Origin of the sequence: Thalassotalea hakodatensis (assembly GCF_030295995.1) — a bacterium.
Classification (GTDB): Bacteria; Pseudomonadota; Gammaproteobacteria; order Enterobacterales; family Alteromonadaceae; genus Thalassotalea_C; species Thalassotalea_C hakodatensis.
This window is the reverse complement of sequence record NZ_AP027365.1, coordinates 2,426,040-2,441,751: the sequence shown is the minus strand read 5'-3', so window position 1 is coordinate 2,441,751 and position 15,712 is coordinate 2,426,040. Positions and strand designations below refer to the sequence as shown.

Annotated in this window: 15 protein-coding genes; 8 read left to right on the top strand and 7 right to left on the bottom strand. The window is 38.3% G+C overall.

Annotated elements, in window-relative coordinates; translation table 11 throughout:
* Window position 1: 1 nt before the first annotated feature.
* A complete protein-coding gene (locus tag QUE72_RS10675) occupies window positions 2-457 on the bottom strand; it encodes a methylglyoxal synthase (RefSeq protein WP_286268929.1) in 456 nt (151 codons plus the stop codon).
* A gap of 511 nt (window positions 458-968) precedes the next feature.
* Here QUE72_RS10675 and QUE72_RS10670 point away from each other — a divergent pair.
* From QUE72_RS10670 to QUE72_RS10660, 3 genes are all read left to right on the top strand, one after another.
* Window positions 969-1,487 (top strand): DinB family protein, encoded by a 519-nt coding sequence (locus tag QUE72_RS10670; protein ID WP_286272971.1) that lies wholly within the window; start codon window positions 969-971, stop codon window positions 1,485-1,487.
* A gap of 112 nt (window positions 1,488-1,599) precedes the next feature.
* Window positions 1,600-1,845: a hypothetical protein gene (locus tag QUE72_RS10665; RefSeq protein ID WP_139302613.1), complete on the top strand. Its 246-nt coding sequence runs from the start codon at window positions 1,600-1,602 to the stop codon at window positions 1,843-1,845.
* 144 nt (window positions 1,846-1,989) lie between these two features.
* The gene (locus QUE72_RS10660) at window positions 1,990-2,592 is read left to right on the top strand and encodes a hypothetical protein (RefSeq protein WP_286268927.1); all 603 of its coding nucleotides are present in this window, start codon (window positions 1,990-1,992) and stop codon (window positions 2,590-2,592) included.
* A gap of 814 nt (window positions 2,593-3,406) precedes the next feature.
* Here the strand turns inward: QUE72_RS10660 and ybaK are convergent.
* Both ybaK and QUE72_RS10650 read right to left on the bottom strand, forming a co-directional pair.
* A complete protein-coding gene (gene ybaK / locus QUE72_RS10655) occupies window positions 3,407-3,874 on the bottom strand; it encodes a Cys-tRNA(Pro) deacylase (RefSeq protein ID WP_074499015.1) in 468 nt (155 codons plus the stop codon).
* Window positions 3,875-3,891: 17 nt separating this feature from the next.
* Window positions 3,892-4,260, bottom strand: coding sequence for a VOC family protein (locus tag QUE72_RS10650; protein WP_074499016.1), 369 nt, complete (start codon window positions 4,258-4,260; stop codon window positions 3,892-3,894).
* 159 nt (window positions 4,261-4,419) lie between these two features.
* Here QUE72_RS10650 and sbcD point away from each other — a divergent pair, with 159 nt between their 5' ends.
* The 5 genes from sbcD (at window position 4,420) to QUE72_RS10625 (ending at window position 12,419) form a co-directional block, all read left to right on the top strand.
* Window positions 4,420-5,679 (top strand): exonuclease subunit SbcD, encoded by a 1,260-nt coding sequence (gene sbcD / locus QUE72_RS10645; RefSeq protein ID WP_286268925.1) that lies wholly within the window; start codon window positions 4,420-4,422, stop codon window positions 5,677-5,679.
* Window positions 5,676-9,422 carry an SbcC/MukB-like Walker B domain-containing protein gene (locus QUE72_RS10640; RefSeq protein WP_286268923.1) on the top strand — a complete coding sequence of 1,249 codons (3,747 nt, stop codon included), beginning with the start codon at window positions 5,676-5,678 and terminating at the stop codon, window positions 9,420-9,422. The genes sbcD and QUE72_RS10640 overlap by 4 nt, the downstream gene beginning before the upstream one ends.
* A 107-nt stretch (window positions 9,423-9,529) precedes the next feature.
* Window positions 9,530-10,417 carry a DMT family transporter gene (locus tag QUE72_RS10635; protein ID WP_286268921.1) on the top strand — a complete coding sequence of 296 codons (888 nt, stop codon included), beginning with the start codon at window positions 9,530-9,532 and terminating at the stop codon, window positions 10,415-10,417.
* A gap of 60 nt (window positions 10,418-10,477) precedes the next feature.
* On the top strand, window positions 10,478-10,960 hold the full coding sequence (locus QUE72_RS10630; RefSeq protein WP_074499020.1) for an FKBP-type peptidyl-prolyl cis-trans isomerase: 483 nt from the start codon (window positions 10,478-10,480) through the stop codon (window positions 10,958-10,960).
* Window positions 10,961-11,129: 169 nt separating this feature from the next.
* Window positions 11,130-12,419, top strand: a complete 1,290-nt coding sequence (locus QUE72_RS10625) for a metal-dependent hydrolase family protein (RefSeq protein WP_286268920.1) — start codon at window positions 11,130-11,132, stop codon at window positions 12,417-12,419.
* A 47-nt stretch (window positions 12,420-12,466) separates the two neighbouring features.
* Here QUE72_RS10625 and QUE72_RS10620 read toward each other — a convergent pair whose 3' ends face one another.
* The 4 genes from QUE72_RS10620 to QUE72_RS10605 form a co-directional block, all read right to left on the bottom strand.
* Window positions 12,467-13,363 (bottom strand): DMT family transporter, encoded by an 897-nt coding sequence (locus QUE72_RS10620; RefSeq protein WP_286268918.1) that lies wholly within the window; start codon window positions 13,361-13,363, stop codon window positions 12,467-12,469.
* Window positions 13,364-13,376: 13 nt separating this feature from the next.
* Window positions 13,377-14,099 (bottom strand): tRNA (N6-threonylcarbamoyladenosine(37)-N6)-methyltransferase TrmO, encoded by a 723-nt coding sequence (gene tsaA, locus QUE72_RS10615; protein ID WP_074496559.1) that lies wholly within the window; start codon window positions 14,097-14,099, stop codon window positions 13,377-13,379.
* A complete protein-coding gene (gene rcsF, locus QUE72_RS10610) occupies window positions 14,096-14,509 on the bottom strand; it encodes an Rcs stress response system protein RcsF (protein ID WP_286268917.1) in 414 nt (137 codons plus the stop codon). Before rcsF ends, tsaA begins: the two co-directional genes overlap by 4 nt.
* Before the next feature lie 99 nt (window positions 14,510-14,608).
* Window positions 14,609-15,661: a 3-deoxy-7-phosphoheptulonate synthase gene (locus QUE72_RS10605; RefSeq protein ID WP_286268916.1), complete on the bottom strand. Its 1,053-nt coding sequence runs from the start codon at window positions 15,659-15,661 to the stop codon at window positions 14,609-14,611.
* Window positions 15,662-15,712: the final 51 nt, after the last annotated feature.

Genomic DNA, 15,712 nt, shown 5'->3' with positions numbered 1-15,712 from the left:
ATTAACTTCTTGATGCAATATATTTTTCGTAATCAGGAATAGACTTGTCATAAGCGTGATCAAATAGCGATGACTCAATGAGAAAGTCAGCGGTAGAACGGTTACAAGCTACGGGGATATTCCATACAGCAGCCAAACGAAGTAGCGCTTTAACATCTGGATCATGAGGCTGTGCCTCTAGTGGGTCCCAGAAAAAAATCATAATATCGATTTTCTGTTCTGTAATTAACGCGCCAATTTGCTGATCGCCGCCTAATGGACCGCTGATCAGCCTTTGTATTGGCAATGCCGTTTGTTTTTCAATATGTAAGCCTGTGGTGCCGGTAGCGTATAAAGTGTGTTCAGCAAGTTTAGCTTTATACTTATTACACCATAGGATCAATTCAGGTTTCATATTATCGTGTGCAACTAGGGCAATAGACTTTTTGGCTGGTGCGGTAATTTGCATATAATTCATAGCGGTTCTCATCGTCAATTATCTACTTGAGCGTAGCATGAACACAAAATAAAATGCTAGCGCTTGCTTAGAGTGAATTGTTTTAGCCTTATATGCGAATTATCACGGTCTTCTTTGTTCACAATGGTTGTTGATTTCTACACAGGCAACGCATTGTTTCGGTTTCTACAAGAAATAGAGAATAATTCTCGCTTTCATCAAAGCGTGTTGCATCTTATTGATTAATCGGTTATTTAAGTTATTATGAAATTGAGGGAACGACATTGCGTTATTAAAGTGCTAATGAATTCCCAAGGGCGAGTTTAAAAGGCTTATAGGCTGTGTTATTGATGTTATTAACAAGGATGCTGCACGGATTAGCTTATTAGAGAACACAGGAGCACGTTCTCTTGAGCGACCATTCTTTGTAATCAATGCCTTGGCTCTAACTCTTTTAACTCTCGTTAAGTGACCAAATGTTTAATTAAGTTGGTATCAGGAGTTTCAATTGAGTTTGTCAAATACTTTCAGGATGATGTCGCTTTATAATGAGCGAATGAATAAGCAATTAATGGATCTTTGTTTGGCTTTACCCGTTGATACTCTTGAGCGCGAAACCAATTCTTTCTTCCCTAATATTATAAGTTATTGGAATCATATTCTTTTCGGGGATCTAATTTTATTAGGGCGCATAGCGTCAAATGAAATAGGGCAGTTAACATTTAAAGACTTTGATAAATTCCCATCACCGAAATTTCCGCAAGATATTTATCACAATCAATTAACTGAACTTGCGCCTTTAAGGCAGCAAGTCGATGAGTTAATCAATACCTATTGCGTTAATTTAACAGAAGAGGATTGTGATAAATTCATTACTTACTCTACGACAGAAGGTGACTTGATATCTAAATCAGTTGCAGACGTAACTCAACATTTATTTAATCATCAAACTCATCATAGAGGCCAATTAACTTGTGTGTTGAGTCAGTTTGGTGTGGATTACGGCTGTATGGATTTACCTGTCATAGTTTCAGAGGGTAGTCGTAGATAACAGGGTGTTAGAGTAATCGAACATAAAATAGCTAGCTGTGTTCGCTTCACTGAAAATTTTAGCTAGCTATTTTGTGTCACTAAACGTGGCGTTAGCAGTACAAGGACATGTAATGAAATTAAGTATTATCCACAAGCTAGGTCTCTTAATAACAATCACGTTAACAGGTTGCTCTACTCAAGTTACACCTCTGTTTGCTCAACTCGATAAAGAAACATCAGATTATTGCATTAAATTTAATGGTGTAAATGAATCTGGCAAGAAAGTAATTATCAATAGGTATCGTATTAAATCTGTTGAAACAGATAGCAGCGGTAAACAAGTAGAAATAAGAAAAATAGTTGATTGCCAAGCATAGTACAGCTAACGAGCCATAACAGAAGAGGAATTATTAATAACTTCTTCGGTGTCAGTTCGTTTTGCATTTTTGTAAGCTAATACCTGCCTTTGAGTGAGGCATTTGATAGTGTTTTATTGTTAACCACTTTGGAGAAACGAAGCCATGTTGAAAAAACACCTTAAATATATATATCGTGCACTATTTACCACTTTAACCTGTATTTCAATGCAAACCTTCGCATCGGATATTTTTATAAGAGATAATATCGAGTCTTTTGAGATAAGTGGGCTGACACTTAATTCTTCTGTTGAGGAACTAGAAGCGCTGGTAAAAGGGAGCTTTAATTGCAGTACTAAAGAATATTTAGGTGCGAGTTTTTGGATATGTCGTTCTTCTTCTAATAAAAAAGCCAAGACAACGTTAAAAGTTAGTGTTGAAAACTATAAAGTCGTTTCAATTCACCTTCACAGTCAAATGACCAAAAATTCAGCTGACCAATTGAATAGCCAACTCTCAGAGTTAAACCAGAAATTACTTAAAGAAGGCGTTATTCAAACCGGTAGAAATGTGCACGATGAAGACATATTTTTTTATCACAAAGATGAGTCGCCTGTTATGCCTAAGACAGAAATGATTGTTAAAACTACGCTTGAATGCTCAATAAATGAACCAGTTATCTTCGGATTACAAGCGATGTTAATGCCGCTTGGCAAGGTTTTCGATGTGAATATTTCGGCCTACAAAATGCAAGTAAAGCAATGTTAAACTGTACGAGGGCATAATAACTAATGTGCACGAATGAAACGGGATTTATTTGAGAGAAGCGAATGAAGTATCGTTTATCTATATAAAAGAGCCAGAGCAAATCTCAACAATATTTAATTTATGGTAGTTTGTCGATAGAGATAAAACATGGAAGATATACATTACAAATTGAAAATGTTCGGTGTCTTTATGTTGCCGTGTTTTCAAGGAGCAACACTTTTAGGGGGATTTGAGTTTCCCATATTCAAATATATTGCACCCTTTTACGCTATTTTGTTGCCATTTGTTATGATTCTTTCCGTATTGTTTTATTTGCTTGGTAATTATAAAGCGTCAATTAGATTCAACGATGAAAAGTCATTATTAACTAGCGACAAAATAATAAATTTAATTGGTGGGTTTTATCTCGGAATAAATATTGTCATGTATTATTTGTAGTTGTTATCAATGATTCATGATAAGCCATGAAAGAAATGGAACTTTTTAACGGCTTGCTTTGACTCTTGATAATGCTGAACAACGACTTCATTTTTTGATAAAGCGTAAAATAATAGCTAGAGCGTGTTGATCTTTGCTGTTTAGTTGAACCCTTTGGGCTGTATCTGTTTGGCATTTCTACTGTGTTAACGCTTGACTGGAGTAGAATAACTACACAGCGCAAGTGTTGCCTTGTATAAATACCAAACAAATTGCGGCAAAAGTAAACATGAAAGATCAACACGCTCTAGTAAGCTTAATTTAGTTGTAGGGGTACAGTACCGTGAATCGGCATTAACACGCCGTTGCAAACATCTAACCACGTCAAATAATGCGACTACGCCGCTATATCATCAAATTTAGCGGCGAGTATTTGTTCAAACGTTGCTGTACACGTTTCAATTTCTAGCCCGCGTTTCCCACCACTGACATATATCGTATCAAATCTCTTTGCGCTGTTATCAATGACTGTTTTTAATCGTTTTTTTTGGCCGAAAGGGCTGACACCACCGAGTATGTAGCCTGTTGATGCTTGTACTTTGGCAGGATCTGCCATTATCGCTTTTTTACCGCCGATGGCTTTTGCTATGGCTTTTAAACTCAGTTTTTTTGATACAGGTATAATTGCTACCACAAGTTGAGTATTATCTATTTCAGTCACTAAGGTTTTAAACACTTTGTTGCTGTCTATACCGAGCTTTTCTGATGCTTCAAGTCCGTAATTTTGTGCTGAAGCGTCGTGCTCATAATTGTGTAATTGGTAGTTAATTTTTGCTTTATCGAGCAATTTTACTGCCGGAGTCATTGTTTCGCCTTATATACTTAACTAACGGTGCTATGTAAAGCAATACGATTGCCCTCTGTATCTCTAATTACAGCTCTGATACCATGCTCACCCATTTGAAATTTTTCTTCAATGATTTCAACATCGAACGTTTTTGCCTGTGAAACTGCATCATCTAATCGGCCTTCAACATTAAAATAAAGCAAAGGTCCAAAAGGGGCTATATGCTCAGCAGGTGACTCAATCAGGCACCCAGAAACACTGGTGTGACTGTGAGGTAATAAACCAAAACGAAAATTTTCAAATACTTCTTTTTTCACTTCGGCAGCTAACACGGTAGAGTAAAATGAAATAGCGCGATCTAGATCGATCACTGGAACATCTACCCATACAATTTGATTGTCCATAATGCTTCCTTAAATTTATGATAGTTTTGTGTTGTTCGTACCACAACAATCTAACCATTGTTAATATGGCTAGCTTTAAGAGATTTTGCAAATATGATTCTTATTGCTTGCGATCTACGATAGAATTTTACGCATTATAATAATCACTTATTTTCTAACATGGCATTTCGGATATTACATACTTCTGATTGGCACTTAGGCCAACATTTTTACGGAAAAAGTAGAGCTAGGGAACATCAACAGTTTATTGATTGGTTGTTAGCTCAAGTAGAAAAAGAGCAAATAGATGCAGTCATTGTTGCGGGCGATATTTTTGATACGGGTACGCCGCCAAGTTATGCTCGAGAGTTATATTTTAAGTTTATTGTCGCTTTACATAAACGTAATTGCGCAGCAGTCATTTTGGCAGGAAACCATGATTCAGTCGCGATGCTAAATGAATCATCGAGTTTGTTGAATACGTTAAATTGCCATGTTGTGGTTAAGGCACAAGAGATAACACAGGCACCTGAACAGCTGATTTATTTAGAAAATGCTCAACAAGAGCAAGCTGTTGTTTGTGCAGTTCCTTTTATTCGTCCTCGTGATGTATTAACCAGTACAGCAGGCCAAACGGCCAAAGAAAAACAGCAGCAGTTGCAATATGCAATTGCTCAGCATTATCAGCAATTAGTGAATGAAGCGAGAGCAACAGTACCACCAAATACTGCAGTTATTGCTACAGGCCATTTAACCACTGTCGGGGCAAGCTGTAGTGACTCAGTTCGGGATATTTATATTGGTTCATTAGACGCCTTTCCTGCTAGCGAATTTCCTACTGTAGATTATCTAGCGCTTGGTCATATACATCGACCGCAGATTATCGGTAAACAACCCCATATTCGCTATTGTGGATCACCGATACCTTTAAGTTTCGACGAAACAGCTCAGCCGAAAAATGTCAATGTAGTTAGTTTTGAACAAGGCAAAATGTCTGAATGTAAACCTGTTGAAATACCTACTTTTCAAGCAATGGCAACGATAAAAACATCTTTAGAGCAATTAGAAAACAAGGTAGCTGATACATTAGCGCAATTATCACTAGAAGGTGACGAAAAACTTTGGCTTGATATAGAGCTTAGCCAAGGAGATTATTTATTAGATTTAACCGCTAGAGTTCAAGAGTTACTTGCTGATTACCCTGTAGATATATTACTGGTACGAAAAACGAAAAAGTCCCGCTTCAACATTTCACAACAAGACAACGTAACCCTAGAAGAGTTGAAGGTTGATGATGTGTTTCAAGCACGTTTAGCGCTCGAAGATTGGTCAAATGAAGACGATTTAAAACAACGATTAACCACTTTATTTAACCAAGCTGTTGAGCAATGTGAACAGCAAAGCACAGATGAAAGTGAACAATCTGAGGTGACATCATGAGAATATTGTCGCTACGCTTTGAAAATATTAACTCGCTTAAGGGCCAATGGTTTATCGATTTTACTCAAGCACCGTTTGATGAAAGCGCGTTATTTGCGATAACAGGTGATACAGGGGCAGGTAAAACAACGATATTAGACGCGATTTGTTTAGCGCTTTATCATCAAACACCACGAATCGCGATTTCAGAAAGCCAAAATCAACTGATGACACGTCACACAGCAAACTGTATGGCTGAAGTAGAGTTTGAGGTAAACAATAAAGGGTATCGTGCTTTTTGGAGTCAACGACGTGCAAAAAATCAGCTTGATGGCAAATTACAAAAACAGGTCACTGAACTTGCTCAGCAAGACGGTACTATCATTGCTAATAAAATTTCTGAAGTAAAGCAACAGGTTGAGTTGATAACTGGGTTGAATTTTTCCCGATTTACAAAATCGATGATGCTATCACAAGGGCAATTTGCTGCTTTTTTAAACGCGAGTGACAGAGACCGCGCTGAGTTATTAGAACAACTTACAGGTACTGAAATTTATAGTGTTATTTCTCAACAGGTTTATGAGAACTTTCGCGATGCGAAAGAACAGTTAACGTTATCGAAAAGCCAGTTAGACCAATTAGAGTTACTTGATGACGACGCTAAAAAAGCGTATGAACAAGAGAAAAAAACGCTAGCAACAGATGAACAAACGCTTATTGCTGAAAAACAACGTTGGACGCAATTAGCCGATAAACTTAGACAGCAACATGAGTTAGCACAACAAGAACTAAAGGCCGCTGAGTTAGAAAAATCTGCCTCTGAATTAGCACAGAAAAATGCACAGCAATTAACGCAATTAACCCTTGCTGAGCCAGCAGAGCAACTTCGAACCGTTTTTGGGCAATTTAGCCATCACCAAGCTCAAATAACTGAATTAACAAAGACGATTGAGCAAAGAAACAAAAACGTATTAGAAACCCGACAAGTTGTTAATACTCATCAACAAACATTAGAGAAACAGAAAAAGTTGCATGATGCCGAGCTACAAGTCATTACAGAGAAGGAAACATTATTAAACGCTAAGGTGATACCACTTGATAGCCAAATAGCCTTATTAACAGACCAACAAAAAACGCTAGAGCAAACGGTATTGCAAGCCGCAACAGAGCATGACAGTGCTCAACAGCAGTTGCTAAAGTTAACGCAACAGCAACAACAACAGCAAACTCAGGTTAATGATACTCAACAAAGTTTGCGCAAGCTAACTTATGCAGAAGCTTTAAGCGATAAATTGCCGCTGTGGCATCATCAAGAACAATCACTGACGCAACAAGTGCAACACTATTCACAACTGAAACAACAGTACCTTCAAGATGAACAACAACATCAATCAACGATTAGCCAAGAAAAAGCCTTACTAGCTGATATTGAATCTGCGCAAACACCTTTTAAGCAGCAGCAAAATCAATTACAAGAAATTTTAGAGCGTCATCAAGAGCTTTTAACGGCGTTTGAATGTCAATCGGAAAGTGAATTACATCAGCAGCTTTCAGCACAGCAACAGTATGGGCAGCAACTCAATGACTGTGTCAATATCACGACAAATATCACCACTATTGAACAACAATTAAGTGATATAAATCAGCAAATATCTGAAAAAACCTCGCAAAGTCAAACGACGGAACAGGCACTTTTAGAATGTAGGACACGCTTTAAACAGGTCAAACAACAAGTAAAAGACGTAGAACTGATTGTAAACCAACAACAGGCAATTATGTCGTTGAGCCATCATCGAGAAAATTTATCACCACATCAAGCTTGCCCGTTATGTGGAGCAACCGAACACCCGTTAATTGACGAGTATAAGCATGTTCAGCCAGATGAACATCAACAACGCTTAGCTGCGCTGACGAATGAGCTACAGCAAATTGAAAAGCAAGGAAAAAGCATTAATTCAGACTTTGACCGTCTGGCAAGTGCGATAGAAACCCTTAATAATCAACAGCAGCAATTACAACAGCAACTCATAAACAGCTCAAATCAATTATCAGATAAAGCACAGGGTTTATCTGAACAGATGTTATCAGGAAATAATAATCAACGCATTGCTAACCTCAATCAATTAATTGCCGATAATAATAGTTCAATTAATACCTTGCAGGATGCATTGAATAAGTTATCTGTACTTAGCCAAGAAAAAGAACAGTTACAACAAGTAACACAAAATGAACAAAAGCAATTAGATCAAAAAATCAGTCAACAAGCGATAATCAGTAACCAACTTGTAAGCCAACAACAATCATTACAAAAACTTTCGAAGCAATTACAAGATCTTGAACAGCAACAGCACAGAAATGCTCAGCAATTAATTACAGAAATTAAGACATTAACAGGGGATGAAACATTACCCTTTTTATCAGAGGATGAAAATGATGTCTTATTTGAGCAATTTAAACATTGGCTAGTTGAAAAATCGGCATTATTGGATAACTGGCGACGAGATAAGAGTTCATTAGAATCACTAGAAAAATCGCTGCTTGACCTTAACTACAAAATAGAACAGTTAAATCAACAAATCACCACAATTTCGCAAGCATATGATAAACATCAACAACAGCTAAATAGTGTGACTAATGAAGTAACCACTTTGCAAAAACACCGGGTTGAACTAGTGGGTGAACAAACCATTGAAGAAATTCGTGCGCAATTGAACCGTCAAAAAAACGATGCTGATAATACGTTGAAATTAAAACAAGATGAATTAAACACCGCACAAGCTTTGTTCACTAATACCCAAGCGATCATTGAAAACTTGAATGAACAACATCATCAGCAAAGTAAAAAAGCAGAACAAGCTAATGCCGCTTGGCAACATGCTTTAGCGCAAAGTCAATTTTCTGATCAGCAAGCATTTGAACAAGCGTTGATGGATAGCGAACAAAAAAAAGCAATTACTGTTATTGCAAAAAACATAGAACAACAGCAGCAACAAGCGGAACATTTGCAAAATGAGGTTAAAAAGCGAAATGCTACGTTGTTACCAGAGATCGAGCAATTAAGACAACAAGAAGTTTCTGCAGAAAATAGGTCACAATGCGAAGAAAAGCTGGCTGAAATTGAGTTGTCATTAAAGCAATTGCAACTTAATTTAGGGCAACTTCAAGCCACACTATTACAAGATAATAAACAACGTGAGAAACAATCAACCCTACTTGAGCATATTGAAACGTTGCAACAGCACTTTGATGATTTATCACATTTAAATGGCTTAATTGGCTCAGCAAATGGTGACAAATTTAGGCGTTTTGCTCAAGGTTTGACGCTAAGCCATTTAGTGTATTTGGCGAACCATAGATTAGAAAAGCTGCACGGTCGTTATCAACTACAATGTAACAACGAAGAAAAACTTGCCTTATCCGTGGTTGATACATGGCAAGCTGATACTGTGCGTGATACCAAAACGTTATCAGGCGGAGAGTCATTTTTAGTCAGTTTAGCACTGGCGCTAGCACTTTCTGATCTTGCTAGTGCTAAAACACAAATAGACTCGCTATTTCTTGATGAAGGTTTTGGTACTTTAGATAATGAAACTCTGGAAATAGCATTAGATGCGTTAGATAGTCTTAATGCAAGCGGTAAAATGATTGGTATTATTAGTCATGTTGATGCGTTAAAAGAACGGGTTGATGTTCAGGTTAAAGTGCATAAAAAATCAGGCTTAGGTTACAGTGAATTATCGCCTATTTTTCGTATTGTTCCGTGATGATAAGTCTTTATTAATAAGCGCATTTACCGTTAATTTCACTGAATAACAGTAGTAACATGTGGTAAAATAAGACAACTGTAAATTAAAGTGTGCAACTAACCACTGTGGAAATTTGGATTTATTTTACCTTGCTGGCTGCTTTTATGCAGGCCGTGCGTACTGCTGGGCAAAAGCAACTTGGTCAGCATCTTAATGCTATGGCAACAACGAGTGTAAGGTATGTGTATGCGTTGCCTTTTGCTTATCTTTATTTGTTTGTGCTTCTTGATATTCGCGAGCAAACAATCCCAAGTTTGAATGATACTTTCCTTGTATATGCGCTTATCGCTAGCGTCATGCAAATAATTGGTACAGCCTGCTTAGTTGCTGCATTCAATTACCGCAATTTTGCTGTAGCTACCAGTTTAGCGAAAACCGAAGCGATTCAGGTGGCTATTTTAGGAGTATTATTGTTTTCTGCAACGTTAAGTGTGCTTGGTTGGTTGTCGGTAATTATTGGCGTAGTAGGTGTGCTGATTGTATCAAAAGTACAATTTACCTTTAATGATGTGTTTAAAAATCCAGGGGCTGGTTTTGGTTTGGCTTCTGGTCTAGCGCTGGCGATCACAACATTGCTCATTAGAGAATCTAGCTTAGCATTAAACAGTGATCTAATGATCAGTGCAGCAGTGACCTTAGTGTTTATGATAACGGTACAATCCATTCTTTCATTGTTGTATGTCACTATTCAAAACAAACAACAAATCTTGGTGATGTTTAGCCAATGGCGACTTTGCTTATTTGTTGGCATTACCAGTGTTTTAGGGTCAATTGGTTGGTTTACTGCTGCTAGTTTTCAAAACGCTGCTTATGTGAAAGCGCTGGGACAAATAGAGTTTTTCATTACCTTACTATTAACCTATCGCATTTTTAAGGAACGTATCAGTCTCAAAGAATATGTAGGCATGTTTTTGATCATGCTCAGCGTAGTGATTCTTTTATTGTGGGCGTAGTGTTAGCGTTATAACTCTGATAAACTCGCCGCCATTAAAATCCCGTATGTAAGGTAATTTATGAATATTTCAGACAACAACGTTGTACAGTTTCATTACACATTAAAAGATGATCAAGGCCAAGAGATTGAATCTTCAATTGGTAATGAGCCTCTTGCATATCTTCATGGTCATAAAAACATGATCGTAGGCGTTGAAAAAGCGTTAACCGGTAAACAAGCAGGTGATAAGTTTTCAGTGACTGTTGCGCCAGTTGATGGTTACGGAGAGCGCGATGAAAATGCGGTACAACGAGTACCGGCAAAACATTTACAAGGCGCTAAAAAATGGCGTGCAGGTATGCAAGCTGTTGTTGAAACAGAGCAGGGTGCACGTCAAGTTACTGTAATTAAAGCTGGTCGTTTTATGGTTGATGTTGATGTAAACCACCCACTAGCGGGTAAAACCATTACCTTTGATATAGAAGTGATTGATGTGCGTGAAGCTACCGAAGATGAAATATCGCATGGTCATGCGCATGGCGTTGGTGGTCACCAACATTAATCATTGATACTAATTGAACAAGCCAGCGGAAGCTGGCTTTTTTTTGCACGAATTTAAACACTGCTTTGTACTATAGGTGAAACTTGCTATGGTTGTAGTCAGTGAATTTTAATCGTCGTATATTCATTATCCACCGTAAAGTAAAACAATAAAAATAGGAAAGCATAGGATGAAAACCGCCATCAAATTGATAGGTTTAGCTATCGTTACCAGTAGTATCGTTTCTGGTAATAGTGTTGCTAAAACTACCGTTATTCACGCCGGTAAGCTCTTAGCTACGCCTGGTAAAGCCCCGTTAGCTAATTATTCAGTTGTTATTGATAATGGGATAATTTCCGAAGTTAAACAAGGTTTTATTACCCCTGATAACGCGCAGGTGGTTGATTTGCGACAAAGCTTTGTACTACCCGGATTAATGGATATGCATGTTCACTTACAGGGAGAACTTGGGCCACGTAATGATAGCGATAGCCTACGTTCGTCGGATGCTGACTATCTAGTGAAAAGCATTCATTTCGCTGAAAAAACCTTATTAGCTGGCTTTACGACAGTACGAGATCTTGGCAGTAAGCCTGAACAAATTTACGCGTTAAGAGATGGTATAGCAAAAGGCTTAATTGCAGGGCCACGCATTGTTGCTGCGGGTAGCAGTGTGGCTGTTACCGGTGGCCATGGCGATGTTGATGGAATGAATCCTGATATTTTAAAATTGCGCACACCTGAAACGATTTGTGACGGTGCTACTGATTGTCGCAGGGCAACACGACATGCGATTAAATACGGTGCTGATGTGATCAAAATTACCTCTACAGGCGGTGTATTATCAGATACTAATACTGGTACTGGACAGCAAATGGCAGATGACGAACTTAAAGAAGTGGTAGAAACTGCACATTCATTAGGAAGAAAAGTGGCAAGTCATGCACATGCCGCGGCTGGTATTAATGCTGCACTACGCGCTGGTGTTGACAGTATTGAACATGGTAGCTATGCAGATCAAGACAGCATTAAACTGTTCAAACAATCGGGCGCTTATCTAGTACCTACATTAATGGCGGGTAATACGGTGGTTGAGCTTGCTAAAAACACTACGTTTATGTCTGAAGCCATCCGCGCTAAAGCTATTCGCGTGGGGGGCGACATGACTAAAAACTTTACGCGTGCACATAAAGCCGGCGTTAAAATTGCCTATGGTACAGATAGCGGCGTATCACCGCACGGCAATAATGCTAAAGAAGCATTATTAATGTATGAAACAGGGATGAACGTTCAAGATATTATTGTGTCAGCAACAATTAATAGCGCGGATTTAATTGGTAAGTCGCAGCAACTAGGTACGATTGAAGTGGGGAAATATGCCGATATTATCGCGACTCATGGCAACCCGTTACAAGATATTAAAGAATTAATGGATGTTGATTTTGTGATGAAATCAGGCGTAATTCATAAACAAAAATAACCACGCTCTAGTACTTCCGTTAAAATAACAAGAAACAGAGCACTTTATTATAGTGCTCTTTTTTTATTGTTAAACAGTGCGTTCAATTTAAATGCTCCAGTCGAAAAGGCCACACCGATTAGGATTAATGCACTGCCATAAAAGGTAAATTCAGTAATCGTTTCATTTAGGATCATCACTCCCCAGAAAATACCAAAAACAGGAATTAAATAAGTCACTGAAATAGCATTAGTTGGTCCAATGTCACTAATTAAGCGGAACAAAAGGATATACGCAAAGCCTGTACATAAAATGCCGATTGCTAATGCAGCATTAATCGCAGTGATACTTGGTATCGTTTGTGGCAAGTAAAATAGGCTAATTGGTACAAGTATTAAACTACCTGCTATTTGACTTCCTGCAGCAGAGGCCAGAGGTTTAACGTTTGTTAAATATTGTTTGCTAACACTTGCGCCAATACCATAACAAGCTGCCGCTAATAGTACCGCTAAGGTCGGCAATAAGGTATCGGCTGGCGCAATTGTTAATTGCGGATACATTAAAACGTAAACACCAGCAAAACCAAGTAATAACCCAAACACTTGCAATTTTGTTAAGCGATTTTTTAACCATATGTAAGCAACCAAAGCGCCAAATAGCGGAGTCGTGGCATTTAGCACTGAAATGTTACTTGCAGTTAAGCTAAGTGTCGCCCAGCCAAATAATACAAAAGGAATAGCCGTATTAAAGAGCCCAACGATAAAAAGCTGCCACGGGGCATGAACTAAAGTACGCGTTTGTTGTTTTATGATTAACACCAACAACAGCACAAGCGCACCTATTAGCGTTCGAATTGCCATAAAGGTGATAGGGCCAAATTCAGGCACGCCTAATTTCATAAACAAAAAAGAAGCGCCCCAAATAGCAGCGAGTAAAATAAATTCAATGGCAGGGTGAGTTTTCATGTTTACCAGTTAGCTATTTGTTTTTATTGTCATAGCATATGTCAAATACTTCAATATTTCTGGCGGAAATCAGTCGCCACTTTATATTAAATTCATAAAGACGAATGCCGTAAATTTTATCGTCAACCTGCTGTTGTTTATAGGCAGGCCGAGGATCTTGTTCAAGTACTTGTGTGATCAATGACGTTAACTGTGGGTATCGTGTATTAACGTGCAATAGAAATTCATTGACGGATTTGGTGATACTGACGGTAATAGGTTCACTGGGGGCTTGATTGGCATAGCTTGCATTAGCTTCGGGTACTGAATCGGAGTATGGCACGTAGGGTTTAATATCTAAAACCGGAGTACCTTCTAGTAAATCAAGACCAGACACATGCAACAAACATTGTTGTTTAGTAAAGGATATATCATCTAACGATAAGACTGACATGCCAATAGGGTTTGGTCTAAACGTAGATCGAGAAGCGAGTACACCAATTTTTTTGTTTCCACCAAGGCGCGGTGGTCGAATTAAGGGTTTCCAGCCCTGTTTGGCGGTTTGATGAAAAACGAACAATACCCAAATATGACTAAAATCAGCTAAACCCCGAGTAAACTCTTGCTGGTTAAAGTCGTTAATTAATTCAATAGTGCCGTGTGCTGCGCTAACTAGACCTGGTTGCCGTGGTATCGCAAACTTTTCTTTATAGGGAGAATGTACATAACCAATAGGTGAGAACTGAAAACTACTCATTGCTTTGTATTATTCGTCTTATCGATAAAAAATGCTCTGCCATAACACACCCGCGTGCGAATACATTGTTTATTTGCCTGGTTATCTTCTATCAAAGTACAACCTGAGAAAATTATGGCATTAGCACCTAGTTGATAAGCCGCGCTGCGTGCATGCGTTCTTGCATCAATTTCATTTGGAAGTTCGTGGTGTGCTTTACGCTGGCAAGACTCACCCTCAACACCACCAAGTGATTTATATTTCGCTGTAAACTCTTGTTCATTTTGATAAATGGTAACCGCAGCAGGTGAAAAATATTGAGAAAAATTCTCTTTATCTAGATTGGTGTTAACAGCGTACTGGTTGGTGCATGCACTGATCAGTAACGAGCAAAATCCTAATACTAAAATTGAAAAAGTGAAGTGCTTCATAGCGTGAATCATTTGAGAATTTATCGAATAGAGTATTTATAACACGCTAAGCATTAAGCCGGAAATAATTCCAACCTAATGCTTAGTTAATTCAACATGTTAACTTCTTGCGTTTTTAACGGCTGTGGCAAGTATATCGAGCATATCTTCGCTAGTGGTTAAATCAACACAGGCATCGGTAATACTTTGTCCGTATACTAACGATTCGTTACTAACAACTTTTTGCTTACCTTCCGCTAAGAAACTTTCCACCATTACACCTGAAATTCCTTTGGTGCCGTTAGTAACTTGATCGGCAATAGAGCGTGCAACATTAATTTGTTTTCGATGATCTTTGTCACTATTACCGTGGCTACAATCAACCATAATACCGGTATTAATATCATTAGCGGTTAACTTTTCTAATGTGTCGCTAACATTACTTGCATGATAGTTTGGTGTTTTGCCACCGCGTAAAATAACGTGAGCAAAAGGGTTACCATGAGTTTGATATATACACATTTGGCCACTTTTATCAGGTGAGTACAACACATGTGGAACGCTTGACGCTTTTATCGCATCAACGGCAATTTGAATATTACCATCGGTACCATTTTTAAACCCAACGGGACAAGACAACGCTGAAGCTAGCTCTCTGTGTACTTGGCTTTCAGTCGTTCTAGCACCAATAGCACCCCAAGAGATTAGATCTGAGATGTATTGGCCTGTTACCATGTCTAAAAATTCAGTACCTGCGGGTAAACCTAGCTCGTTAATTTCCATCAATAAGCTGCGCGCAAGATTTAAGCCTTTCGCTACTTTAAATGATTTATCTAAATCAGGATCACTAATGAGTCCTTTCCAACCGACGGTGGTTCGAGGTTTTTCAAAGTACACGCGCATAACGATATAAAGACTATCTTTATATTTATCGTGCAATGTTTTTAACTTCTTCGCGTAATCAATCGCTGCTTTAGTATCATGAATAGAGCACGGGCCGATGATGATAAGTAACCGATCGTCCTCGCCATTAATAATGGCTTCAATTTGCTTGCGACTTTCAATGATAAAGTTAGCGGTATTGTCAGACAAAGGTATTTGATCTGCTAATTCTTGCGGCGACACTAAACTGTCTATCAGTGTCGTTCTAAATTCGTCTGTTTTGATGGTCATACTAAACCTAGATATGCAAGGCATTGCGGGTAACGCAATACACTTGGTTAA

Excerpts from the sequence above, each read along its gene's own strand:
- QUE72_RS10630 (WP_074499020.1), top strand. The coding sequence starts at position 10,478 with ATGAATATTTCAGACAACAACGTTGTACAGTTTCATTACACATTAAAA.
- QUE72_RS10670 (WP_286272971.1), top strand. The coding sequence starts at position 969 with ATGATGTCGCTTTATAATGAGCGAATGAATAAGCAATTAATGGATCTT.
- QUE72_RS10650 (WP_074499016.1), bottom strand. The coding sequence starts at position 4,260 with ATGGACAATCAAATTGTATGGGTAGATGTTCCAGTGATCGATCTAGAT.
- QUE72_RS10640 (WP_286268923.1), top strand. The coding sequence starts at position 5,676 with ATGAGAATATTGTCGCTACGCTTTGAAAATATTAACTCGCTTAAGGGC.
- QUE72_RS10660 (WP_286268927.1), top strand. The coding sequence starts at position 1,990 with ATGTTGAAAAAACACCTTAAATATATATATCGTGCACTATTTACCACT.
- QUE72_RS10665 (WP_139302613.1), top strand. The coding sequence starts at position 1,600 with ATGAAATTAAGTATTATCCACAAGCTAGGTCTCTTAATAACAATCACG.
- ybaK (WP_074499015.1), bottom strand. The coding sequence starts at position 3,874 with ATGACTCCGGCAGTAAAATTGCTCGATAAAGCAAAAATTAACTACCAA.
- rcsF (WP_286268917.1), bottom strand. The coding sequence starts at position 14,509 with ATGAAGCACTTCACTTTTTCAATTTTAGTATTAGGATTTTGCTCGTTA.
- QUE72_RS10605 (WP_286268916.1), bottom strand. The coding sequence starts at position 15,661 with ATGACCATCAAAACAGACGAATTTAGAACGACACTGATAGACAGTTTA.
- QUE72_RS10675 (WP_286268929.1), bottom strand. The coding sequence starts at position 457 with ATGAATTATATGCAAATTACCGCACCAGCCAAAAAGTCTATTGCCCTA.
- QUE72_RS10620 (WP_286268918.1), bottom strand. The coding sequence starts at position 13,363 with ATGAAAACTCACCCTGCCATTGAATTTATTTTACTCGCTGCTATTTGG.
- QUE72_RS10625 (WP_286268920.1), top strand. The coding sequence starts at position 11,130 with ATGAAAACCGCCATCAAATTGATAGGTTTAGCTATCGTTACCAGTAGT.
- sbcD (WP_286268925.1), top strand. The coding sequence starts at position 4,420 with ATGGCATTTCGGATATTACATACTTCTGATTGGCACTTAGGCCAACAT.
- tsaA (WP_074496559.1), bottom strand. The coding sequence starts at position 14,099 with ATGAGTAGTTTTCAGTTCTCACCTATTGGTTATGTACATTCTCCCTAT.